Origin of the sequence: Nissabacter archeti (assembly GCF_018257325.1) — a bacterium.
Lineage (GTDB): Bacteria > Pseudomonadota > Gammaproteobacteria > Enterobacterales > Enterobacteriaceae > Chimaeribacter > Chimaeribacter arupi.
Genome location: NZ_JAERKB010000011.1, coordinates 1 through 24,982 on the forward strand (window position 1 = coordinate 1; position 24,982 = coordinate 24,982).

The window sequence follows — 24,982 nt, forward strand, 5'->3', positions numbered from 1 at the left end:
TGAGGACAGTGTCTGGTGGGTAGTTTGACTGGGGCGGTCTCCTCCTAAAGAGTAACGGAGGAGCACGAAGGTTAGCTAATCACGGTCGGACATCGTGAGGTTAGTGCAAAGGCATAAGCTAGCTTGACTGCGAGAGTGACGGCTCGAGCAGGTGCGAAAGCAGGTCTTAGTGATCCGGTGGTTCTGAATGGAAGGGCCATCGCTCAACGGATAAAAGGTACTCCGGGGATAACAGGCTGATACCGCCCAAGAGTTCATATCGACGGCGGTGTTTGGCACCTCGATGTCGGCTCATCACATCCTGGGGCTGAAGTAGGTCCCAAGGGTACGGCTGTTCGCCGTTTAAAGTGGTACGCGAGCTGGGTTTAGAACGTCGTGAGACAGTTCGGTCCCTATCTGCCGTGGGCGTTGGAAGATTGAGAGGGGTTGCTCCTAGTACGAGAGGACCGGAGTGAACGCACCCCTGGTGTTCGGGTTGTCATGCCAATGGCACTGCCCGGTAGCTAAGTGCGGAAAAGATAAGCGCTGAAAGCATCTAAGCGCGAAACTTGCCTCGAGATGAGTCTTCCCTGGGACCTTGAGTTCCCTGAAGGGACGTTTAAGACCAAGACGTTGATAGGCCGGATGTGTAAGTGCAGCGATGCATTGAGCTAACCGGTACTAATGACCCGTGAGGCTTAACCTTACAACACCGAAGGTGTTTTTAGAGACGACGATTTTCAGCGCTGTTCCAAGATTGGTTCCGGTGGCCCGTGAGGGCGGTCGGGATAACAGAATTTGCCTGGCGGCACTAGCGCGGTGGTCCCACCTGACCCCATGCCGAACTCAGAAGTGAAACGCCGTAGCGCCGATGGTAGTGTGGGGTCTCCCCATGCGAGAGTAGGGAACTGCCAGGCATCAAATTTAGTGTGCTGATATGGCTCAGTTGGTAGAGCGCACCCTTGGTAAGGGTGAGGTCCCCAGTTCGACTCTGGGTATCAGCACCAGTTTTTAGCGGTTAGAGTTCGGCAAATAAAGAATTTGCCTGGCGGCACTAGCGCGGTGGTCCCACCTGACCCCATGCCGAACTCAGAAGTGAAACGCCGTAGCGCCGATGGTAGTGTGGGGTCTCCCCATGCGAGAGTAGGGAACTGCCAGGCATCAAACAGAGATGAAGCCTCATGCGAAAGCATGAGGCTTTTTCTTTTTCTGTCATTTATCCCCCACTTTTATGTTTTAATCACTTTCCACGCCTTTGTTTAGCCCCTAATACGAACTTTCATACTCACTTTCCCATATTGCCCGACCAATCTGCGCGTAATATGACCCTCAATGCGCCGGGCTTATGCGCAGGGCAGTGAAACATTTTCATCTATTGCATGAAGACTCGACAAGTCGGGCAGAACCCGCTATCTTCGGGCATCTAGAAGTCTAAACGTTTAAACGTATGCTGTGAGGATATGAGCTATGCCGATTCGGGTGCCGGATGAGTTGCCAGCCGTGAATTTTTTGCGTGAAGAGAATGTCTTTGTCATGACATCTTCCCGTGCGAAGACACAAGAGATCCGTCCTTTGAAGGTTCTGGTACTTAATCTGATGCCGAAAAAGATCGAAACTGAGAACCAGTTTCTTCGGCTGCTTTCAAACTCGCCATTACAGATCGACATTCAATTACTGCGGATCGACAGCCGTGAGTCCAAAAACACTCCGGCTGAGCATCTCAATAACTTCTACTGTGATTTTGAAGATATTAAACACGAGAACTTTGACGGCCTGATTGTGACCGGCGCGCCATTAGGGTTGGTTGATTTTAATGATGTCGCTTATTGGCCGCAGATCGAACGCATTGTGCATTGGGCAAAAGAGCACGTCACCTCGACATTATTTGTCTGTTGGGCGGTGCAGGCTGCATTGAATGTGCTGTATGGTGTGCCAAAAATGACCCGTGAAGTGAAGCTATCCGGTGTCTATCAGCATCAGACACTGCGGCCACATGCCTTGCTGACGCGTGGGTTTGATGAAACTTTCCTGGCACCTCACTCCCGTTATGCCGATTTTCCAGCTGACGTGCTGCATGCATTGCCGGATCTGGATATCCTGGCGGAGTCGGAGGAAGCGGGGCCCTACCTGTTTGCGACGAAAGATAAGCGCATGGCGTTTGTCACCGGCCATCCAGAATATGATGCCGGCACATTAGGCGGGGAATACTTGCGTGATGCTGCTGCCGGTCTTGAACCTACGTTGCCGGTGAACTATTTCCCTCAGGACAACCCTGATTTGCCACCGAAAGCGAGCTGGCGCAGCCACGGGCACCTGTTATTCTCCAATTGGCTGAACTACTACGTTTACCAGATCACCCCGTTTGATCTGCGTCAGATGAACCCTACGCTGGATTAATCTTTCCCCTACGGCAGCCGACAGGCTGCCGTCTGCATTGTTCCCCCTCTCTTTGATCCTCCCCCGGCACTGCCTTAGCTTCGTGGCGTCCTTCGCTTCTTTTTTGAGATCCACTTCTTAATCACGATGAAAATTTCACGGCTCTAACCTTTTGCTTTAAAAGGCACTTCTCAACATTAATAAATAAAATGGAAATCGTTTTTGATTTTTTCAGTGTATGAATTATGCTCAGTGTTACCGGCGTAATATTGACCACCTCAATGAGGATCGTCCGGCAATCACACGATCGGGTTTGCTGTCCCAGAACGTATGTCTCAGTGATCTGTTTGACTTATGTGCAGGAGAACGTGATGAATCAACCCACCTTAAGCCCGCCACTTAGCTTTACGCAGCCTTTTAATGGCCATGAAAAGGCGATACTGACGGAGCCGGCAATCCGGTTTGTGACTGATCTGGTCAGCGAATTTACTCCCCACCGGAATCAGCTGCTGAAGGCGCGCCACGCCTGGCAGCAACAGATTGACGCCGGTACGCTTCCGGGTTTCATTCCGGAAACACTTTCCATTAGACAGAGCGAGTGGTCAATCCGCGGCATTCCTCAGGATTTGCAGGATCGTCGGGTTGAAATTACCGGGCCGGTCGAGCGGAAGATGGTAATCAATGCGTTAAATGCTGATGTGAATGTCTTTATGGCGGATTTTGAAGATTCACTGGCACCGGATTGGCAAAAAGTCATTGAAGGGCAGATAGCATTACGTGATGCCGTTAACGGGACGATCTCTTATACCCACGAAAGCGGGAAAATTTATCAGCTTAAGCCTGATCCTGCGGTATTGGTGTGCCGGGTACGGGGGCTGCATTTGCCGGAAAAGCATGTGCAGTGGCAGGGGGAAGCGATTCCCGGCGGGTTGTTTGATTTTGCCCTCTACTTTTTCCATAACTATCAGGCATTACTGGCGAAGGGCAGCGGCCCCTATTTTTACCTGCCAAAACTGCAATCCTGGCAGGAAGCAGCCTGGTGGGGTCAGGTATTCAGCACCACTGAGGATCGCTTTTCTCTGCCGCGCGGCACCATTAAAGCCACGGTATTAATTGAGACGCTGCCGGCCGTATTCCAGATGGATGAGATCCTCTACCACCTGCGTGATCACATCGTCGGGCTTAATTGTGGCCGCTGGGATTACATCTTCAGTTATATCAAAACATTGAAAAATCATAGCGATCGCGTATTGCCGGATCGCCAGTCCGTAACGATGGACCAACCTTTCCTCGATGCCTATTCACGGTTGTTGATTAAAACCTGCCACCGTCGTGGTGCCTTTGCGATGGGCGGGATGGCAGCCTTTATCCCGAGCAAAGACCCTGAGCGTAATGCCGCGGTGCTCCAACGGGTTAAAGCCGATAAAGAGCGGGAAGCCGCCAATGGCCATGACGGCACCTGGATTGCCCATCCCGGCCTGGCCGAAACGGTGAACGCAGTGTTTGATCATGCCTTAGGGGAGCGGCGTAACCAGCTTGATGTGTTGCGCGAACAGGATGCGCCCATCACTGCTGACGAACTGCTGGCTCCCTGCGCCGGTGAACGCACAGAGGAGGGGATGCGCGCCAATATCCGCGTGGCGGTGCAATACATTGAGGCATGGATTGGCGGCAATGGCTGTGTGCCGATTTACGGCCTGATGGAGGACGCTGCCACCGCGGAAATTTCCCGCACGTCCATCTGGCAGTGGATTCATCACCAGAAAAGCCTCAGTGACGGCCGTCCTGTGACCCGCGAGTTGTTCCGGCAGATGCTGGCTGAAGAGTTACACCGGATCCAACAAGAGCTGGGTGAAGAACGTTTCAATCGCGGCCGTTTTCCTGAAGCCGCACAACTGATGGAACGTATCACCACCCAGGATGAACTGGTCGATTTCCTGACGCTGCCCGGCTACGCGCTGCTGGCCTGAACCCGCCCTTATTGATAAAGGATCGCCGCTATGACTCTCTCCCGTCACCAACAGATCTCTGCCCTTGAACAGCAGTGGAAAACCCCGCGCTGGGACGGCATCACCCGCCCTTATCAGGCTGAAGAGGTGATCGCCCTGCGAGGCTCAGTGAACCCAGCCTGTACGCTGGCGCAATTAGGCGCTGAAAAATTGTGGAAGTTACTGCACGGCGACGCGCGCAAAGGGTACGTCAACTGCCTCGGCGCTCTCACCGGCGGGCAGGCATTGCAACAGGCCAAAGCCGGGCTGGAAGCTATCTATCTCTCAGGCTGGCAGGTTGCGGCAGACGCCAACAGCGCTTCTGCCATGTATCCCGATCAGTCTCTCTATCCGGTAGATTCCGTACCGGCTGTGGTGAAGCGCATTAATAACACGTTTCGCCGTGCGGATCAGATCCAATGGGCGAAGGGCATCGGCCCGGGAGATCGCAGCTACACCGACTATTTTCTGCCGATCGTTGCCGATGCGGAGGCCGGTTTCGGCGGGGTGCTGAACGCGTTTGAACTGATGAAAGCCATGATCGAAGCGGGAGCGGCGGCGGTGCATTTTGAGGATCAGCTGGCTGCTGTGAAAAAATGCGGCCATATGGGCGGCAAAGTCCTGGTGCCGACGAAAGAAGCGGTGCAGAAGCTGGTCGCGGCAAGGCTGGCCGCAGATGTGTTGGGCGTGCCGACGCTGGTGGTGGCGCGCACGGATGCGGACGCCGCCGATCTGCTGACCTCGGATTGTGATCCTGAAGACAGCCGGTTCCTGACCGGGAAACGCACGCCGGAGGGCTTTTTCTGCACCCGCGCCGGTATTGAACAGGCCATCAGCCGGGGCCTGGCGTATGCGCCTTATGCCGATCTGGTGTGGTGCGAAACCTCCACGCCGGATCTCGCCGCCGCCCGTGAATTTGCGGAGGCTATTCATGCCCGTTTCCCCGGTAAACTGCTGGCGTACAACTGCTCTCCCTCCTTCAACTGGAAGAAAAATCTGGATGACGCCACCATCGCCCGCTTCCAGGATGCGCTGGCGGAGATGGGGTACGTCTATCAGTTCATTACCCTGGCGGGCATCCACAGCATGTGGTTCAACATGTTCGATTTGGCCCATGCCTATGCGCAGGGTGAAGGCATGAAGCATTACGTCGATAAAGTGCAGCAGCCGGAGTTTGAGGCCGGCCAGCGCGGCTATACCTTTGCTTCCCACCAGCAGGAGGTCGGCACCGGGTATTTCGACAAAGTCACTACGGTGATTCAGGGCGGCAGTTCGTCGGTCACGGCATTGACCGGCTCCACAGAAGAACAGCAATTCTGAGGTGCACGAGGGCGGGCGGCCGCCCTCCGTGTTCAAGGAGGCAATGATGGCAGAGGCAATGGAAACCCTGATTGCGCATACCATCCTTCAGGGGTTTGATGCGCAGTATGGCCGCTTTCTGGAGATCACTGCCGGGGCGCAGCAACGGTTTGAACAGGCGGACTGGCCCGCCGTGCAACAGGCGATGAAACAGCGCATCCATCTGTATGATCATCACGTCGGCCTGGTGGTGGAACAACTGACCTGCATCACCGGGCCGCGCATGCATGACGCCGCCTTTATCAGCCGTATCAAAACAATTTACACCGGGCTGCTCCCGGACTACCCCCGCTATGAAATTGCAGAAAGCTTCTTTAATTCTGTCTACTGCCGCCTTTTCCATCACCGGGATTTAACCCCGGACAAACTGTTTATCTTCAGTTCACAACCCCCGGCCCCCTTCCATCATGTTCCCCGGCCGTTGGCCCGCCCTGTCAGGCCGGTGCAGGGCATCGCCGCCATGCTGCACACCCTGCTCAGCGATCTGCCGTTGCGCCTGCCGTGGGAGGATCTGCCGCGGGACGTCCGGGCCATTGAGCGGGTACTGTGGCAACAGTTTGGCACCCCGGCGCTGGCGGAGGCACAGTTTGAGATAGCCAATGAGCTTTTTTACCGTAATAAAGCGGCATGGCTGGTCGGCAAAATCCGGCTGGCGGGCGAGGTTGCCCCTTTCCTGCTGCCGCTTCATCAGAGTGACGAGGGCGCGTTGTTTGTCGACACCTGCCTGACCGGGCAGGATGACGCAAGCATCGTGTTTGGCTTTGCCCGTGCCTATTTTATGGTGTATGCCCCGTTTCCGGCGGCGCTGGTGGAGTGGCTGCGGGAAATTCTGCCCGGTAAAACGACTGCCGAACTTTACATGGCGATTGGCTGCCAGAAGCACGGAAAAACAGAGTATTACCGTGAATACCTGGCGTTTATGGCCCGGCATGACGAACAGTTCATTATCGCGCCCGGCGTGCGCGGCATGGTGATGCTGGTGTTTACACTGCCCTCGTTTGACCGGGTGTTTAAAGTTATTAAAGACAACTTTGCCCCGCAAAAAGAGGTCAGCGCCGCGCGGGTGCGTGCCTGTTACCAGTTGGTAAAGGAGCACGACCGGGTCGGCCGCATGGCAGACACCCAGGAATATGAGAATTTTGTCATCGACAAACAGGCCATCGCCCCCGCTTTACTGGCAGAGCTATGGCGGGAGGTGCCGGAAAAGCTGGAAGATCAAGGTGATAAACTGCTGATACGCCATCTCTATATGGAGCGGAGGATGATGCCGCTGAACCTCTACCTGGCCGAGGCGGATGAGGCGCAGCAGCGCGCGGCGATTGAGGAGTACGGTAACGCCATCAAACAGTTGGCGGCCGCCAATATTTTCCCCGGTGACATGCTGTTCAAGAATTTTGGCGTCACCCGCCATGCGCGCGTGGTGTTTTATGACTACGACGAAATCTGCTACATGACGGAGGTCAACTTCCGTGATATCCCCGCTGCGCGCTATCCCGAGGATGAGCTGTCAGCGGAGCCCTGGTACAGCGTCGCGCCCAACGATGTCTTCCCGGAGGAGTTCCGCCATTTCCTCTGCGGGGATCGCCGCATCCGGGCACTGTTTGAAGAGCTGCATAACGACCTGTTCAGCGCAGAGTACTGGCGGAGCCTGCAACAGCGGATCCGCCGCGGCCATATTGAGGATGTCTTTGCCTATCGCCGCTGCCGGCGCTTCAGCCAGCGTTTACCGGAGAATCAGCTGCGCGTGCCGCCGTAAGCCTGCGTCACCTCTTTAGCCGCGTGGATAACCAGCGCGCCCAGTTCCGTCACGCGGTCATCTGTGATGCGGGAAACCGGCCCGGAGAGGGAGATCGCCGCGTAGGCGTCCTGGTGCTCATCAAAAATGCAGGCGGCGACGCAGCGCAGGCCAAGCGCATGTTCTTCATCATCAAATGAATAACCCCGTTTGCGGGTCTCTGCCAGCGCTTGCCGCAACTGAGCGGGGGCGGTCAGCGTGCGCGGCGTATAGCTGTGCAGGCCGGTTTTGTGCAACAGCGCCACGACCCTTTCTTCCGGCAGCGTGGAAAGGAACGCCTTCCCGGCCCCGGAGGCGTGCAGCGGCAGTTTGCCGCCAATCGGCGCGGACATACGCATCAGTGCGTTGCATTGCACCTGGTCGATGATGATGACCTGGGAATCGCTGTGGTCGAACACCGCCAGATTTACCGTCTCGCCGGACTCTTCCATCAACCGGCGCAGCACCGGGTGCACCATCGCCAGCAGGTTGCGGCTCTGCAAGAAACTGCTGCCGACCACAAAGGCGTGTGCGCCAATGGTCCACAACCCCAGGTCGCCCACCTGCCGCACAAACCCCTGTTGCTGCATGGTGGTCAGCAAACGGTGGGTGGTGGAGTTCGGCAACCCGGCCTGCTGGGCGAGGTCAGTCAACGCCACGCTGCCGTGTGACGCGGCAATATATTCCAGCAGGGTAAGCCCGCGCGTCAGAGACTGTACCTGGCCGGTAGCCGCAGGGGCGGAGGCCGCAGCGCGGGGCTTTTTACCGCGTTTGGCAGGGGAAGACGTGACCATGGCGAAATCCTTTATAAAGGGTGCGAAAGAGAAAATGTGGAAGTGGTTTTCATTTAATCAGTATGGCGGACAAGCCCAGGGTTTGCTCATCCGATGAGTTAATCGGCATAACTGAAAAAGTCTCAATATGGCGCATGGGGGCGGCTGAAAAACTTGTGTTAGGATGGCGGTTGTCTGATTTTTCAGCACGTCGTCAGGTGCGCCATCGCATACAGGTGCCGGGCCGGCCGCCCGGTAAAAGGTAAGGGTTGAAATAGAGTGACAAATCGAGCAGAAGCGCTGCGTTCGCAGCTTGCCCAACGTATTTTGGTGTTGGATGGCGGCATGGGCACCATGATCCAGAGTTACCGGCTGGAAGAGGCGGATTACCGGGGCGAGCGGTTTGCGCACTGGCAAAGTGACCTGAAAGGAAACAACGACCTGCTGGTACTGACCCGGCCGGAAGTGATTACTGCCATCCATTACGGCTACCTGGAAGCCGGGGCGGACATCCTCGAAACCAATACCTTTAACGCCACACCGATCGCGATGGCCGATTACCACATGGCATCGCTCTCTGCGGAGATTAACTACGAAGCCGCCCGGCTGGCGCGGATCTGCGCCGATGAGTGGACGGCACGCACCCCGGAGAAGCCGCGCTACGTGGCCGGGGTACTCGGCCCGACCAACCGGACGGCATCCATTTCCCCTGACGTTAACGACCCTGCTTTCCGCAATATCTCGTTTGATCAGCTGGTGGAGGCCTACCGGGAATCCACCCGTGCGCTGATTGAGGGCGGGGCCGACCTGATCATGATCGAAACGGTGTTCGACACCCTGAATGCCAAAGCCGCAACCTTTGCCGTGGAAAGCGAATTCGAGGCGCTGGGCGTCGAACTGCCGGTCATGATTTCCGGCACCATCACCGATGCTTCCGGGCGCACGCTCTCCGGGCAGACTACCGAAGCGTTCTATAACTCGCTGCGCCACGTACGGCCGCTCTCTTTTGGCCTTAACTGTGCGCTGGGGCCGGACGAGTTGCGTCAGTATGTGCAGGAGTTATCGCGCATTGCCGAATGCTACGTGACGGCCCACCCGAATGCCGGGCTGCCCAACGCCTTTGGCGAGTATGATCTGGGCGCTGACGAGATGGCGGCCCAGATTGGTGAGTGGGCGCGCGCTGGTTTCCTTAACATTGTCGGCGGCTGCTGCGGCACCACGCCCCAGCACATTGCTGCCATTGCGCGCGTGGTCGAGGGCGTTGCCCCGCGCCCGTTGCCTGACATCCCGGTCGCCTGCCGCCTGGCGGGCCTGGAGCCGCTGACCATCGATGCCAACACCCTGTTTGTGAACGTGGGGGAACGCACCAACGTCACCGGCTCGGCACGGTTCAAGCGGCTGATTAAAGAAGAAAAATATGCCGAGGCGCTGGATGTGGCGCGCCAGCAGGTGGAAAGCGGCGCGCAGATCATCGACATCAACATGGATGAAGGGATGCTGGATGCCGAAGCCGCGATGGTGCGTTTCCTTAACCTGATTGCCGGTGAGCCGGATATCGCCCGTGTGCCGATCATGATCGACTCTTCCAAATGGGAGGTCATCGAAAAAGGGCTGAAGTGTATTCAGGGCAAAGGCATCGTGAACTCCATTTCAATGAAGGAGGGCGAGGCGGCCTTTATCCACCATGCGAAGCAGGTACGGCGCTACGGCGCGGCAGTGGTCGTGATGGCCTTTGATGAAGATGGCCAGGCGGACACCCGAGCACGCAAAATCGAGATCTGCCGCCGCGCCTACCGCATCCTGACAGAGGAAGTGGGCTTCCCGCCGGAAGACATCATTTTCGACCCGAACATTTTCGCCGTGGCCACCGGCATTGAAGAGCACAACAACTATGCGGTGGACTTCATCGGTGCCTGTCGTGACATCAAAACCGAGTTGCCGCACGCGCTGATTTCCGGCGGCGTCTCCAATGTCTCTTTCTCGTTCCGCGGCAATGACCCGGTGCGCGAGGCGATTCACGCGGTATTCCTCTACCACGCGATCCGCAATGGTATGGACATGGGCATCGTCAACGCCGGGCAACTGGCGATCTATGATGACCTCCCGGCCGAACTGCGGGACGCGGTAGAAGATGTGGTGCTGAACCGCCGTGCGGACGGTACTGAACGGCTGCTCGAACTGGCAGAAAAATACCGCGGCAATAAAGAGGGTGGGGAAACCGCCAAAGTGCAGGCGGAGTGGCGCGCCTGGCCGGTCAACAAGCGGCTGGAATATTCGCTGGTCAAAGGCATCACCGAGTTTATTGAGCTGGACACCGAAGAGGCACGGCAGGCGGCAGCAAGGCCGATTGAGGTCATCGAAGGCCCGCTGATGGATGGCATGAATGTGGTGGGTGACCTGTTCGGTGAGGGCAAAATGTTCCTGCCGCAGGTGGTGAAATCGGCGCGGGTGATGAAGCAGGCGGTGGCCTACCTTGAGCCGTACATTGAAGCCAGCAAACAGCAGGGCAGCACCAACGGCAAGATCCTGCTGGCGACGGTAAAAGGGGACGTGCACGACATCGGCAAAAACATTGTCGGCGTGGTGTTGCAGTGCAATAACTATGAAATCATCGATCTGGGCGTGATGGTGCCCACGGACAAAATCCTGAAAACCGCGATTGAACAGAAGGTGGATATCATTGGCCTGTCGGGGCTGATCACACCGTCACTGGATGAAATGGTCAACGTTGCCAAAGAGATGCAGCGCCAGGGCTTTACCCTGCCGTTACTGATTGGCGGCGCCACCACCTCGAAAGCGCATACGGCAGTGAAGATCGAGCAGAACTACAGCGGGCCGACGGTCTATGTGCAGAACGCCTCACGTACCGTGGGCGTGGTGTCAGCGCTGCTGTCTGATACCCAGCGTGATGAGTTTGTGGCGCGTACCCGCAAAGAGTACGAGACGGTGCGCATCCAGCACGGGCGTAAAAAGCCGCGCACCCCACCGGTGACGCTGGCGGCGGCGCGGGAAAATGCGCTGTCGCTGGACTGGGACGATTACACCCCGCCGGTGGCCCACCGCCTGGGCGTGCAGGCGGTCAGTGTCAGCATTGACACCCTGCGCAACTACATCGACTGGACGCCGTTCTTTATGACCTGGTCGCTGGCCGGCAAATACCCGCGCATTCTGGAAGATGAGGTGGTAGGGGAAGAGGCGAAACGCCTGTTTGCCGATGCCAACGCGATGCTCGACAGCCTGGCCGCCAGCACATCCCTGACGCCGCGCGGTGTGGTGGGGCTGTTCCCGGCTAACCGGGTAGGCGATGACATCCACCTCTACCGGGACGAACGCCGTGATGAGGTGCTGCTGGTGAGTCACCACCTGCGCCAGCAAACGGAGAAAAACGATTTCCCGAACTACTGCCTGGCCGATTTTGTTGCGCCGAAATCCAGCGGCAAGCGGGACTACCTCGGTGCCTTCGCGGTGACGGCCGGGCTGGAAGAGGACGCGCTGGCCGCGGCCTATGACGCCCAACACGACGATTACAATAAAATCATGGTGAAAGCGCTCTCTGACCGCCTGGCGGAAGCGTTCGCGGAATACCTGCATGAGCGGGTGCGCAAGGTGTACTGGGGCTATGCGCCGAATGAAAACCTCAGCAATGAGGATCTGATCCGGGAAAATTACCAGGGCATCCGCCCGGCACCGGGTTACCCGGCCTGCCCGGAGCACACGGAAAAAGGGCAGATCTGGCAATTGCTGGACGTTGAAACCCATACCGGCATGAAGCTCACTGAATCCTTTGCCATGTGGCCGGGGGCGGCAGTCTCCGGCTGGTACTTCAGCCATCCGGAGAGCAAATACTTTGCCGTGGCCCAGCTTCAGCGCGATCAGGTTGAGGATTACGCCCGGCGTAAAGGGATGCCGGTGGCAGAGGCTGAGCGCTGGCTGGCACCCAACCTGGGTTACGACGCAGAGTAATCCTCACGCCTGACCCCGCCCCGCCTGCCGTGAAGGGACGGGGTCAGGAAACCAGCGTTTTGAACTGGTCAAACTCAGCATCGGTTAACTCTTCCGAGACTTTCCGGGTAAAGAAATAGAATCCACGCGAGATGGCGGCGAGATCGCGGGTATCCAATTTTTTAGGGTAGTGGGGCCCGCTGTGCCAGTCGATATAACGCAGGCAGTGGCTGCCGGCGTCGGGGTTTTGGTACAGGCGCAGGCCAGGTTTTAGCTTTAATACCGAATGAAAGAAGATCTCATCAGCACAAAAGGTGCCGTTAAATGCGGTAAGCAAATCGGGGTGGGTATCAATATAGGCCACAATAAACTTCACACTGTCAGCGGTTAAGGTAAACCAGTTGGTGCCTTTATAGAGGGGCGGCAGTTGGCCGCTGGCCATTAATGCCATAACCTTGCGGTTTTTAAACAGCCCCCGGCTATAAAAATGGAGTTTGCTTTTTATCAGGCTAAAAAGATTTTTTTGAGAACGGAAAAAGCAGGAGGGGTAGCGATATAAAACCCGCGGGTAAGGGTCAACATAGGTATTGCTATTATTCTGGTAATGAATAAATTCATGGTTTTTATTTTCTTCCAGAAATGTATTCATTCTCTCATCAGAGACGGCCGGAACATCTTCACCAGAGATGAAAAAACAGTAATCAAATTTAACCTGCAATGCCTGACGGAGCAGCAACAGCGTCGCGTGAATTTGTGACACATCACCCCAGCGGACGGGGATACGTTCCTGAAGGATATGCACGTTCTCTTTAGCCAGGGGTAAGATCTCATGGCTGTCAGATTTGGCATCATAATGAATAATGATGTGATTACCGGGAAATGAGGAGAGGTACTCCACTGTCCAAATAAGTGCCCGGCTACACTGGTGTGCCGTCATAATAAATAACTTTCTCATATGACCTTCCCTGATTATTTTTACGCTGGAAATCCGCCGACAAGATACCAAGTCAGCGTGGTAAATCAGTGTGCGTAATCAAAGGAAAGGCGGGTTAAATGATTTTTTTTAGTGCTGTCACTGTCCCTCAAAAAATATCACCTGATTATTTTTTATATAACTCTATAGGCCGGATTTGCCGGTGCTCATTATTATGAGTGTCATGGCCGGGCCGGGCGACTGGCTGGATTATTGTGGTCTACAATTACTGTGATAAATCTTATGGAAAGCTGCACACAGCAGGCCGGAAGGGACAGGTAATTCGCTGATAAGCATGAATAAACCTCTGCGTTGCAGAGAGCGTCTTTCCGGCAGGTTTTTTGCAAGACCGATAAATGATTTGCGAGAGCCGGACCGGGCAAGATGCCTGGTGACGGTAATCGGATGCCATCCCGCTCCAATCGTCAGGCAGGTGGGGTGGCCTGTTAATGCCTGGCGAAGGAGAGCTATTCCGTGTTAACCCTTCTTCATTTGCTGTCGGCCGTCTCCCTGCTGGTATGGGGGACGCATATTGTGCGAACCGGCATTATGCGGGTATTTGGTGCCAACCTGCGCCAGATCCTCAGCAGCAGCGTGGAAAAGAAACCGCTGGCGTTTGTCTCCGGCATTGGCGTTACTGCACTGGTGCAGAGCAGCAACGCCACCGCCTTGCTGGTCACCTCGTTTGTGGCGCAGGGGCTGGTGGGGCTCTCCCCGGCGCTGGTGATCATGCTGGGGGCGGATGTCGGCACCGCGCTGATGGCGCGTATCCTGACGTTTGACCTCTCCTGGCTTTCGCCGCTGCTGATCTTTGTGGGTGTGGCGCTGTTCCTCAGCCGCAAACAGTTGCGCGCCGGGCAGATAGGGCGGGTCGCCATCGGGCTGGGGCTGATTCTGTTGGCGCTGGAACTGATCGTCACGGCCGCCACCCCCATCACCCAGGCCTCCGGCGTTAAAGTGCTGTTCTCGTCACTGACCGGGGATGTGCTGCTGGACGCCCTGACCGGCGCGCTGTTCGCCATCATCAGTTACTCCAGCCTGGCGGCAGTGCTGCTGACGGCAACCCTCACCGCCACCGGCGTGATTTCGCTCAAGGTCGCGCTCTGCCTGGTGATCGGGGCCAACTTCGGCAGCGGGTTGGTGGCGATGATCAACGCCAGCAAACAGAATGCGGAGGCGCGGCGCGTGGCGCTCGGCAGCCTGCTGTTCAAGCTGATTGGCTGCGTGCTGGTGTTGCCGTTTGTGGCCCTGCTGGCAGACGCATTTGACCGGTTGCCGGTATCGGATGAGGAGCTGGTGATCTATTTCCACGTCTTCTACAACCTGATCCGCTGCCTGGTGCTGTTGCCGCTGAGCGAGCGGATGGCGCGCCTCTGCCAGGTGCTGATCGTCGCGTCACCGCAGGAGGACCCGCGCCTCAGCCCGCGCCACCTGGACACCAGCGCGCTCGACACCCCTACGCTGGCGCTGGCCAATGCCGCGCGCGAAACCTTGCGCATGGGCGACGTGGTGGAGCACATGCTGGTGCTGCACCATGAGGTGGTGCACGGCAACCTGACGCAGGAGCGGGAAGTCAGCCGGCTGGATGATGATGTCGATGTGCTCTATACCGCCATCAAACTCTATCTGGCGCAGATGCAGAAAGAGGATCTGGGCGAGTCCGATTCGCGCCGCTGGGCGGAGGTGATTGAGATGGCGCTGAACCTCGAACAGGCGGGCGACATCATCGAGCGGATGACCGGCGATGTGGCGGCGAAATCCCACGGCGCGCGCCGGGCCTTCTCCGCCGCCGGGCTGGCAGAGCTGGATGAGCTGCATAAGCGCCTGCTGGATAACCTGCGCCTCAGCATGTCGGTGTTTCTCTCCGGCGACATCACCAGCGCGCGCCGCCTGCGGCGCTCCAAGCACCGCTTCCGCCTGATGGATCGCCGGTATGCCCACGCGCACGTTGACCGGCTGCATCAGCAGAATGTGCAGAGCATTGAAACCAGCTCGCTGCACCTGGGCCTGTTGGGTGACATGAAACGCCTGAACTCGCTGTTCTGCGCAGTGGCCTACAGCGTGCTGGAGCAGGAGCTGGAAGATGATGAACGTGATGAAGAGGAGCTGGTGACACGCTAAGGGCGGGGCAGAGACAGAAGGGGCGCGGGAAACCGCGCCCTTTTTTATGGCCGGCGCCCAGGTCAGCGATCGGCCCGCGCGGTCACCGCCGCATCGGTTTTGTCTACCGGCTTGCCTGACCAGTAGCCGGCCAGCAAGGAACCGGAAAGATTATGCCAGACGGAGAACAGCGCACCGGGCAGGGCGGCCAGCGGCGAGAAGTAGAGGTTGCCCAGCGTGGCGGCCAGCCCGGAGTTCTGCATCCCGACTTCCATCGCCAGCGTGCGGCAGATGGTTTCATCAAAACCGAACAGCTTGCCGCCCCAGTAACCGCTCAGCAGCCCGATGCCGTTGTGCAGGATCACCGCCACAATCACCACCAGCCCCACAGAGGCGATAAAGCCCTGGCTGCCCGCCACCACGGCGCTGATGATCGCCAGGATGCAGACCATGGAAAAGAGCGGCAGCACCGGCTCCAGCTTTTTCACCAGCCCGGTAAACAGGTGGTGAATCACCAGCCCGGCAAAAATAGGGATCACCACGATTTTCAGGATGCTGAGCAGCATCCCGGCCACATCGACGCTGATCTGCGTATCCACATAAAGCCGCGTCAGCAGCGGCGTGGCAAATACGCCCACCAGCGTGGAGACGGCGGAAATGGTGACTGACAGCGCCACATCGCCTTTCGCCAGGTAGATCATCACGTTGGAGGCTGTGCCGCTGGCCACGCTGCCGACCAGCACCATGCCCGCGGCAAGATCAGGCGGCATCTGGAACAGTTTCGCCAGCACCCAGGCGGCCAGCGGCATCACCAGGTAGTGCAGGAACGTGGCGGCAGCCACCGGGGCCGGGCGCGACAGTACCCGTTTGAAATCGGCGAACTCCAGCGTAACGCCCATGCCGAACATAATCAGCATCAGCAGCGTGCTGACGTGCGGGGTGATGGGGGTAAAGGTGCCGGGCAGGTAATAGGCCGCGACGGAGAGCAGGACAGCCCATAACGGAAACAGGCGGGTGATTTTCGCTAACATGAGAGGTCGGTTCCTTCTTCTGGTTATGGCGGATGTTGTGTTTTTTACAGGCACCGGTGTTCACGGGTGCGCTGTTTTTCTACTGATAACGTCTTTCCTTGCTGGTTTTACGGTGCGGCGGACATAAAAAAGCCGGGCGTGCGCCCGGCTTCGCCCTGCGCGCCGCGGTATTACTCGAATAGGTTGCGGTGCAGGGTCTGCACGACCTGCTCGGCGTCGCCGCCGGGCACCAGGAAGCAGAGGTTATAGCTGCTGGCCCCGTAGCAGATCATGCGGATGCTGAACGGGTCGAGCACGCCGAACACCTCTTTGCCGACGCCGCACGCCTGCGAAAGCTTGTTCCCAATCAGCGCAATCAGCGCCAGGTTCTCTTCCACCTCAACGCGGCAGAGCGACGACAGCTCCGTCAGCAGCGCAGTGGTCAACAGGCTGTCACCGGTGGAGGTTGAGCCGGTGGTGTCGAGCGTCAGCGCCACGCTCACTTCAGAGGTGGTGATGAGGTCAACCGAGATATTGTGGCGCAGCAGGATGTTAAACACCTCAGACAGGAACCCGCGCGCATGCAGCATGTTCAGGCTGTGCAGCGTCAGCAGGGTCTGTTTGCGGCGCAAGGCCAGCGCACGGAACAGCGGCGGGTTTTTGGTGCTGTTGCACACCAGCGTGCCGCCTGCGGCCGGGTCTTTGCTGGAGCCGACAAACACCGGGATGTCGCAGCGCACGGCCGGTAACAGGGTCGCCGGGTGCAGCACTTTCGCGCCGAAGGTCGCCATTTCGGCGGCTTCTTCAAAGGTGATTTTATCGATGCGTTTGGCCGTCGGCACTACGCGCGGGTCGGTGGTGTAAATGCCCGGCACATCCGTCCAGATATCAACGCGGCCGGCGTGCAGCGCCTCACCCAGCAGTGCAGCGGTGTAATCACTGCCGCCGCGGCCGAGGGTGGTGGTGCGGCCCTTATCTTCACTGCCGATAAAGCCCTGGGTGATCACCAGCGCCCGCTCCAGGCGCGGCAGCAGTTGCTGGGTGGCCAGCTCAGCCAGTTGTGCGGTGTCCGGCTCGGCGCGGCCGAAGCGATCGGTAGTGCGCATCACTTTGCGTACGTCAAACCATTCTGCCGCCACATTGCGTTCACGCAGGATCTCAACAAACAGCAGGGTCGACATCAGTTCGCCGTGGCTCACCAGTTCATCGGTCAGTGCCGGGGAGGTGGCCAGGCTGGCGCCTTCGGAGAGCATGGCGATGTTCTCCAGCAGGCGATCGATCTCCTCGCGGATCACCTCAGGCTCAGTGAGTCTGTCTATGATGGCGTACTGAACCCGGCGGATTTCGCTGAGTTTCACGTCACGTTGCTCCTGCTCGCAGCCTTCGGCCAGAGCGACCAACAGGTTGGTAATGCCGGCGGAGGCAGACAGAACAACCAGGCGGTTGGCCGGGTTGGCCAGCACCACATCCGCGCTGCGGTTCATGGCATCAAAATCTGCGACGCTGGTGCCGCCAAATTTCGCCACGATCATCGGCTGACCGGCGTGGAAGGAGGAGGGAACTGCTTGATTCATGGTAAACCTCGTGTCAGGGCCATTATTTTATGGCAACAAATTCAAAACCTTGGCACAAGGGGAGAGCGGTAATAGGGGGCAGACGTAGTGGGCTACGATACTCCCAGAAGCGCTCCACCTTGCTGGCCGCCCGCGTTGGGCGATCTGGTGACAACCCAGAGGATTCAGCCTCTGTAGCCGATACGGGGCATCCGCCTGCCCACGTACCTCGGCGTCGCTCCCCCTCAAGTGCCGTCAGTGGAATACGGTTCCTCTGACACCCTGCCTGGGCGACGCGCCTCTTCTGGCTCGCACACGGTTGCGCGAGTAGAGGGCTAGGATTACTGGTTCTGGCTGCGCTGTCAACGAAAGCATAAGGCTTTTCTGTTTTTATTATTTACGGATGATGCGCATGATCTGTCACACTTCATAACCGATTAATAAATAATCATTAACAGATGCGGCCTATTGCAAGAAAAGGGATATCATCGAAAGGATTACAGGCTACAATCGGCATCAGGCGGTATGTAAAGCGTATCCCAGCATGACGTGTTTGCCCACACTTCGCGCCTGCTGGGATAGGCTTTTAATCTCATAATGTGAAACTCAAACGAGAGCGTTGCGATGAAAAATATCAATCCAAGTCAAACCGCTGCCTGGCAGGCCCTGCAGCAGCATTTTGAACAGATGAAAGATGTTCAGATCAGTGAATTATTCGCCCAGGACAGTGACCGTTTCTCCTCCTTCTCCGCCACCTTTAACGATCAGATGCTGGTGGATTACTCCAAAAACCGCATCACCAAAGAAACGCTGGAGAAGTTGCAGGCCCTGGCCAAAGAGACTGATCTTCAGGGCGCCATCAACGCCATGTTCTCCGGGGAGAAGATCAACCGCACCGAAGACCGTGCCGTGCTGCACGTGGCCCTGCGCAACCGCAGCAACACCCCGATTGTGGTGGACGGCAAAGATGTGATGCCGGAAGTGAACGCCGTGCTGGCGAAAATGAAGCAGTTCTGTGACCGCGTGATCGGCGGCGACTGGAAAGGCTATACCGGCAAGCCGATAACCGACGTGGTGAACATCGGCATCGGCGGCTCTGACCTCGGCCCATTCATGGTGACCGAAGCGCTGAAGCCGTACAAAAACCACCTCAACATGCACTTCGTCTCCAATGTTGACGGCACCCACATCGCCGAAACGCTGAAAACCCTCAGCCCGGAAACCACCCTGTTCCTGGTGGCCTCCAAAACCTTCACCACCCAGGAAACCATGACCAACGCCCACAGCGCGCGTGACTGGTTCCTGAACAGCGCCGGTGACCAGCAGCACGTGGCCAAACACTTTGCCGCGCTCTCCACCAACGCGAAAGCCGTCGGCGAGTTTGGTATCGACACCGACAACATGTTCGAATTCTGGGACTGGGTCGGCGGGCGTTACTCCCTGTGGTCAGCGATTGGCCTCTCCATTGCGCTCTCCCTGGGCTTTGAGAACTTCGAGAAGCTGCTGACCGGCGCGCACGAGATGGACAAACACTTCGCCAACACCCCGGCGGAGCAGAACCTGCCGGTGCTGCTGGCGCTGATCGGTATCTGGTACAACAACTTCTTTGGTGCCGAAACCGAAGCGATCCTGCCGTATGACCAGTACATGCACCGCTTTGCTGCCTACTTCCAGCAAGGCAACATGGAATCCAACGGCAAATACGTTGACCGTAACGGCAACCCGGTGGACTACCAGACCGGCCCGATCATCTGGGGTGAGCCGGGCACCAACGGCCAGCACGCCTTCTATCAGCTGATTCACCAGGGCACCAAAATTGTCCCGTGTGACTTCATCGCCCCGGCCATCAGCCATAACCCGCTGAGCGACCACCACGCGAAGCTGCTCTCCAACTTCTTCGCCCAGACTGAAGCGCTGGCGTTCGGCAAATCGCTGGAGACCGTTGAAGAAGAGTTCGCGGCCCAGGGCAAAAAACCGGAAGACGTGAAACACGTTGCGCCGTTCAAGGTGTTCGAAGGCAACCGCCCGACCAACTCCATCCTGCTGCGTGAAATCACCCCGGAAAGCCTCGGCGCGCTGATTGCCCTGTATGAGCACAAAATCTTCACCCAGGGCGCGATCCTGAACATCTTCACCTTTGACCAGTGGGGCGTAGAGCTGGGCAAACAGCTGGCAAACCGCATCCTGCCGGAACTGGCGGGGGATGAGCAGGTCAGCAGCCACGACAGCTCCACCAACGCGCTGATCAACCGCTTCAAAGCCTGGCGCTAAGCCCGGCAGTGGGCGGCAAAGCTTAACCACGGGTTAAGGTTTCGCCGCCAACACATCAACGGCCCTGCGGGATTTTCCCTGACAGGGCCTTTTTATTGCCCTGAGGCGGCCGCCGTCCTGTAGGGTTTGTCTGAAAAACCGGAAATTCAGCTTATGCTGAGTGCGCTTATAATTTCACCGCGCATTATCCGTTATTTTTCCTGAGATTAGCGAAACCGGCGGATATTGTGCTTCCCTTAAGTCGGGTTTTTGGCGTAAAAATCTGTTCGACCTGTTTTTTGACCACTTTTCTTATCTGTTCATCGCGCTGCTGAAAAACCACAGAGGGAAAATCGGCCGGAACACCTCCGATAAAAGATGCTTAAAATCATCGATTTAACAAAAATGCTAAAAATGACCCCTCGCATGAAAAACCTTCCCTGACTAAGCCATTCACGCCATCAATGATGACACTCATTAACAGTTTATTGCATTATAAATAAGCAGCCTTTCCTGCCCGCCCTATCCGACAGAGGCCAGTATCCCCTTGAGGCAACGTATTAATTCGCTGCCGGGGAACCTTTAGTTTCTGGAATGTATCGGCTGACGGAACGGCGCCATAAACTGGCCGCCCGGCAAACGTGCCCCGCTTTTCGCATGGAATTCCAGCCTGTGTGCTGGCGAAAGGGGCCTCCGGTGTTAACCGGTCTACGTTTGCCCGCCGGGGTTCGCCCCGGTGAGGCCAATAATCATGCATCCGCCCGCCCTGTGACGCGGCGGACTTCTGGGGGCTGCCCGCTGCGGCCCCTGTTATGGGCCTGTTTATCCTGGGAAAAGAACGTGCGCTATTTTTCACTGTTATTGGCTTGCCTCCTGCTTTCGGCTTGTAGCCAGACGCAACGGGGCATCGGGGATACGCTGGCGATCGCCGCGTTCGGGATGTCCGATGTCGAGGTCGATGCGCAGACGCTGCGTACCCTGCCGTACTCCAGCATCTATGCCCGGCTGAATGACGGCCCGCAGATTTTTGTGGTGGCCGCCTTCGCGGAAGAGGGCCAGGTCAAGTGGCTCTCCTCTGACCGCGTGCTGCTGGTGACGCAAAACGGCCGCCTGACCAAAACCGTCGGCTACCGTGACAACCTGCTGGAGGTCACCGATCGCCAACACGACCCGCTGCTCAACCCGCAAACCCTGAAAGAGGGCGCGACCTGGACGCGTACCCTGAGCTGGACAGAGGGGCAGCAGTTCCACAGCGCCACCGCCCAATCAGTCTTCCACCTTGACGGCCGCGAACCGCTGGAGATTGCGGGCACCACCCTGGACACGCTGCGCGTGGAGGAAGAGGTGACGGTGCCGTCGCTGGGCCGCCACTACCGCAACCACTTCTGGATCGACCCCGCCACCGGCATTGTCAGGAAAGCGGAGCAGTACATCGGCCCGGATTTCATCCCCGTTAACATCACAATTTTGAAACCGTAAATACCATGAAAAAACGTCTCTTACTTGGAGTAAGCCTGAGCGTTGGCCTGGCTGCGTCCGCGTTCGCGGAGAGCCACGTCACGGTGTATTTACCGGAGCAGGCCGGCAGCGTCACGGTTGACGGCGCCCGGGACCTCAGTGAACTGGTGATGAATCCGGCGTTGTTTAACCGTACCTGGTGGCCGGGCACGGTGATCGCTGCGCCGCAGGCCACCGCACACCAGCAGGCGATGAAGCAGGCGGTGCTGGCCTCCCTGAGCGCGCTGGCCGCCACCTTCCGCCAGGATGATGACGGTGACCTGGCTGCCGCCGCCGACAACCTGCACCAGCAGGTGTCGCAGCTGACGGTGACCGGCCGCCAGTTTGTGCCGCTCGACCCGGACGACGTGCGCATCCGGCCGGAGCACAACCGCCGCCTGGAAGGGGAGTACAGCGTCTATACCCTGCAACGGCCGACTACCGTGCGCCTGTTCGGGCTATTCGAGAACAGCGGCCCGCAGCCGTTTGTCCCGGCGCAGGATGCCAAAACCTATCTCGACAACCACGCCCCGCTGGCGGGGTACGATAAAAACCAGGTCTGGCTGATTCAGCCCGACGGCGCCACCCGGCAGGTGCCGGTCGCCTACTGGAACCACCGCCGCGCCGAACCGGCACCGGGCAGCACGCTCTTTGTGGGCTTTTCCGCCCACGTCTTACCCAGCGCTTACCGCGATCTGAACCTGCGGATTCTGGCGCTGTTGACCAACCGGGTCCCTGACTAATGAAAAGATCCTATGTTATCAGCGCACTGGCGATGGCTGTGGTCGCGGGCGTGCAGGCTTCCCCTTACACCGAACCGCTGGGGCCGTCGCAGGGCGACTTCGGCGGTGTCGGCCTGATGCAGGTGCCGACCGGGCGCATGGCGAAAGAGGGCGAATTCAGCCTTAACCTGCGCCACAACGACCAGTACCGCTTCTATTCCCTGGCCGTGCAGCCCTTCCCGTGGCTGGAAGCCACCATCCGCTACACCGACGTGCGCACCCGCAAATACAGCAGCGATGAGGCATTCAGCGGCGACCAGACCTACAAAGATAAGGGCGTCGACCTGAAACTGCGCCTGTGGGAAGAGGGCTACTGGCTGCCGGAAACCTCCGTCGGCATCCGCGACTTCGGCGGCACCGGGCTGTTTGACAGCGAATTCATCGCCGCCAGCAAAGCCTGGGGGCCGCTCGATTTCACCCTCGGCCTGGGCTGGGGTTACCTCGGCAACAGCGGCAACGTGAAAAACCCGTTCTGTGAGGCCAAGGCGAGTTACTGCTACCGTAACAACGTGCAGGGCGAAGCCGGTGAGTTCAACGGGAAAAACTTCTTCCACGGCCCGGCCTCGCTGTTCGGTGGTATCGAATACCAGACGCCATGGCAGCCGCTGCGCCTGAAAGTCGAGTATGAAGGCAACGACTACCAGGGCGATTTCGCCGGCACCATCAAACAGGATTCGAAAGTGAACGTCGGGGCGGTCTACCGCATGACGGACTGGGCCGACGTCAACCTGAGCTGGGAGCGCGGCAACACCCTGATGGCCGGCGTCACCCTGCGCACCAACTTCAATGAGATGTCGCAGCGCCACATCGACCCGCCGCCGCAGCCTTACCAGCCGCAGCCGCAGGACGCCATCCTTGACCATCAGGTCATCGGTGAGCAACTGGCCGCCTTGCAGGACAACGCCGGTTACACCGCGCCGCACATCCAGGTGAAAGACCGTACGCTCTACATGACCGGCGAGCAAAACCGTTACCGTGACAACAATGCGGCCATTGCGCGTGCCAACCGTATCCTGATCAACCGGCTGCCGGACGGGATAGAGACCCTGAACGTTACCGATACCAGCATGAATATGCCGATCTCCAGTACCGTGACCAGCGTGGAGAGCCTGAAGCAGCAGCTGGAGGGCTACCCGCTCGGGCAGGAGAAACCGCTGTTGCAGCACCGCGCCGACCCGCACCTGCCGGAACGGGCGGAGCAGGGGTACTACGTGGAGAAAAGCACCTTCAGTGCCGGGCTGGCACCGGTGCTGAACCAGTCGATCGGCGGCCCGGAAGATTTCTACATGTATCAGGTCGGTATTCAGGGCAGCGCCGACTGGTGGATGACCCACCACCTGCTGGCCTCCGGCTCACTGTTCCTGAACCTGTTCAACAACTATGACAAGTTCAACTACAAGGGGCCGCCGGCTGACAGCTCCCTGCCGCGTGTGCGTACCCGCATCCGTGAGTATGTCGATAACAACGACCTCTACCTGAACAATGCACAGTTGACGTATATGAACCGCCTGGGCGACGGCTGGTACGGCCAGATCTACGGCGGCTACCTGGAGCAGATGTACGGCGGCGTGGGCGCGGAAGTGCTCTACCGCCCGCTGGACAGCCGCTGGGCAGTCGGCGTAGACGCCAACTACGTCAAGCAACGTGACTGGGACAGCCCGCTGCATTTCACCCAGTACAAAACCCAGACCGGCAACCTGACTGCCTACTGGCAGCCGCGTTTCCTGGACGGGGTGCTGGTCAAAGCCAGCGTCGGGCAGTATCTGGCGAAAGACAAAGGCGGCACGCTCGACGTCTCCAAGCGTTTCGACAGCGGCGTGATTGTCGGGGCATTTGCCACCAAGACCAACGTCTCGGCGGAGGAGTATGGGGAAGGGGAATTCACCAAGGGCTTCTATATCTCGGTGCCGCTGGACATCCTGACCGTGCAGCCAAGCCGGACACGTGCGCAGATCAACTGGATACCGCTGACCCGCGACGGCGGCCAGATGCTTGGCCGCAAATACCAGCTCTACAACATCACCGACAGCCGCTCGCCCTACTTCAACTAAGGGCAACCCGGCAGGCGTCACCCACCCAACCCCGGCAATGCCGGGGTTTTTTATGGGCATGAGAAGGGTAAACGCACAGAGGCAACGTCCTTCCCTTGTCCCGCCCGGCCCGCATTCTGTATGCTGCTGAAACGATTTAATGACTAAAGAGATTCCTAATGGGCGGTTCACCACGCGGCATCATGATATCCGTTATCATGCAGCGTATTTTGAATGTGTTTTTACTGGGGCTGGGCGCTATCCTGCTGCTGTTTCTGGGGCGGGAAACCTACCATCTGACGCTGGTATTGTTCGTGAACGGCGATGAGCCGTCGTCATACCTGCTGATTGAAGGGATTGTGATTTACTTCCTCTACTTTGAGTTTATCGCCTTGATTGTGAAGTATTTCTCTTCCGGGTATCACTTCCCGCTGCGCTATTTCATCTACATCGGCATCACGGCGATTATCCGGCTTATCATCGTTGACCACAAAAACCCGCTGGATACGCTTATCTATTCTGCGGCCATTCTGGTGCTGGTGGTCACGCTGTTCCTCGCCAATTCCGACCGGCTGAAGCGCGAATAGCGCCTGCGG

Annotated in this window: 15 protein-coding genes, 1 tRNA gene, 3 rRNA genes and 1 riboswitch; of the genes, 15 read left to right on the top strand and 4 right to left on the bottom strand. The window is 57.9% G+C overall.

Annotated elements, in window-relative coordinates:
- The 8 genes from JK232_RS15800 to aceK all read left to right on the top strand — a co-directional run.
- Positions 1-685 (top strand): 23S ribosomal RNA (locus JK232_RS15800); the annotation flags it as partial.
- Between the two features lie 95 nt (positions 686-780).
- Positions 781-896 (top strand): 5S ribosomal RNA (gene rrf, locus JK232_RS15805).
- Positions 897-910: 14 nt separating this feature from the next.
- Positions 911-986 (top strand) — tRNA-Thr (locus tag JK232_RS15810).
- 37 nt (positions 987-1,023) lie between these two features.
- Positions 1,024-1,139, top strand: a 5S ribosomal RNA gene (gene rrf, locus JK232_RS15815).
- A gap of 307 nt (positions 1,140-1,446) precedes the next feature.
- Positions 1,447-2,376 (top strand): homoserine O-acetyltransferase MetA, encoded by a 930-nt coding sequence (metA, locus tag JK232_RS15820; protein ID WP_072933688.1) that lies wholly within the window; start codon positions 1,447-1,449, stop codon positions 2,374-2,376.
- A gap of 350 nt (positions 2,377-2,726) precedes the next feature.
- Positions 2,727-4,325 (top strand): malate synthase A, encoded by a 1,599-nt coding sequence (gene aceB / locus JK232_RS15825; protein WP_212589392.1) that lies wholly within the window; start codon positions 2,727-2,729, stop codon positions 4,323-4,325.
- Positions 4,326-4,355: 30 nt separating this feature from the next.
- Positions 4,356-5,663, top strand: a complete 1,308-nt coding sequence (gene aceA / locus JK232_RS15830; protein ID WP_072933683.1) for an isocitrate lyase — start codon at positions 4,356-4,358, stop codon at positions 5,661-5,663.
- 46 nt (positions 5,664-5,709) lie between these two features.
- Positions 5,710-7,458, top strand: coding sequence for a bifunctional isocitrate dehydrogenase kinase/phosphatase (aceK, locus tag JK232_RS15835; RefSeq protein ID WP_101829045.1), 1,749 nt, complete (start codon positions 5,710-5,712; stop codon positions 7,456-7,458).
- Here the strand turns inward: aceK and iclR are convergent.
- Entirely contained in the window at positions 7,437-8,270 is an 834-nt protein-coding gene (iclR, locus tag JK232_RS15840) for a glyoxylate bypass operon transcriptional repressor IclR (protein ID WP_212589393.1), read from the bottom strand. The genes aceK and iclR overlap by 22 nt on opposite strands.
- A gap of 258 nt (positions 8,271-8,528) precedes the next feature.
- Here iclR and metH point away from each other — a divergent pair, with 258 nt between their 5' ends.
- Entirely contained in the window at positions 8,529-12,212 is a 3,684-nt protein-coding gene (gene metH, locus JK232_RS15845; protein WP_101829046.1) for a methionine synthase, read from the top strand.
- Between the two features lie 43 nt (positions 12,213-12,255).
- Here the strand turns inward: metH and JK232_RS15850 are convergent, their stop codons facing one another.
- Positions 12,256-13,146 carry a beta-1,6-N-acetylglucosaminyltransferase gene (locus JK232_RS15850; RefSeq protein ID WP_101857601.1) on the bottom strand — a complete coding sequence of 297 codons (891 nt, stop codon included), beginning with the start codon at positions 13,144-13,146 and terminating at the stop codon, positions 12,256-12,258.
- A 492-nt stretch (positions 13,147-13,638) separates the two neighbouring features.
- On the opposite strand from JK232_RS15850, the gene JK232_RS15855 reads away from it, so the two are divergent.
- Positions 13,639-15,285 (top strand): Na/Pi cotransporter family protein, encoded by a 1,647-nt coding sequence (locus tag JK232_RS15855; RefSeq protein ID WP_072933672.1) that lies wholly within the window; start codon positions 13,639-13,641, stop codon positions 15,283-15,285.
- 62 nt (positions 15,286-15,347) lie between these two features.
- Here JK232_RS15855 and panS read toward each other — a convergent pair whose 3' ends face one another.
- Together panS and lysC are read right to left on the bottom strand one after the other, a co-directional pair.
- Entirely contained in the window at positions 15,348-16,295 is a 948-nt protein-coding gene (gene panS / locus JK232_RS15860) for a ketopantoate/pantoate/pantothenate transporter PanS (RefSeq protein ID WP_072933670.1), read from the bottom strand.
- Between the two features lie 170 nt (positions 16,296-16,465).
- Positions 16,466-17,848 carry a lysine-sensitive aspartokinase 3 gene (lysC, locus tag JK232_RS15865; RefSeq protein ID WP_101829048.1) on the bottom strand — a complete coding sequence of 461 codons (1,383 nt, stop codon included), beginning with the start codon at positions 17,846-17,848 and terminating at the stop codon, positions 16,466-16,468.
- A 99-nt stretch (positions 17,849-17,947) separates the two neighbouring features.
- A riboswitch (Lysine riboswitch) is annotated at positions 17,948-18,139 on the bottom strand.
- Between the two features lie 312 nt (positions 18,140-18,451).
- Between lysC and pgi the strand changes: the two genes are divergently transcribed.
- The 5 genes from pgi to psiE all read left to right on the top strand — a co-directional run bounded on the left by pgi (position 18,452) and on the right by psiE (position 24,973).
- Entirely contained in the window at positions 18,452-20,098 is a 1,647-nt protein-coding gene (gene pgi / locus JK232_RS15870; RefSeq protein ID WP_072933666.1) for a glucose-6-phosphate isomerase, read from the top strand.
- 819 nt (positions 20,099-20,917) lie between these two features.
- On the top strand, positions 20,918-21,556 hold the full coding sequence (locus JK232_RS15875) for a YjbF family lipoprotein (RefSeq protein ID WP_101829049.1): 639 nt from the start codon (positions 20,918-20,920) through the stop codon (positions 21,554-21,556).
- A 5-nt stretch (positions 21,557-21,561) separates the two neighbouring features.
- Complete coding sequence (locus tag JK232_RS15880; RefSeq protein ID WP_072933662.1) at positions 21,562-22,317, top strand: capsule biosynthesis GfcC D2 domain-containing protein; 756 nt, start codon at positions 21,562-21,564, stop codon at positions 22,315-22,317.
- Entirely contained in the window at positions 22,317-24,407 is a 2,091-nt protein-coding gene (locus JK232_RS15885) for a YjbH domain-containing protein (RefSeq protein WP_212589394.1), read from the top strand. The genes JK232_RS15880 and JK232_RS15885 overlap by 1 nt, the downstream gene beginning before the upstream one ends.
- A 158-nt stretch (positions 24,408-24,565) precedes the next feature.
- Positions 24,566-24,973 carry a phosphate-starvation-inducible protein PsiE gene (gene psiE / locus JK232_RS15890; protein WP_072932919.1) on the top strand — a complete coding sequence of 136 codons (408 nt, stop codon included), beginning with the start codon at positions 24,566-24,568 and terminating at the stop codon, positions 24,971-24,973.
- Positions 24,974-24,982 lie beyond the last annotated feature (9 nt).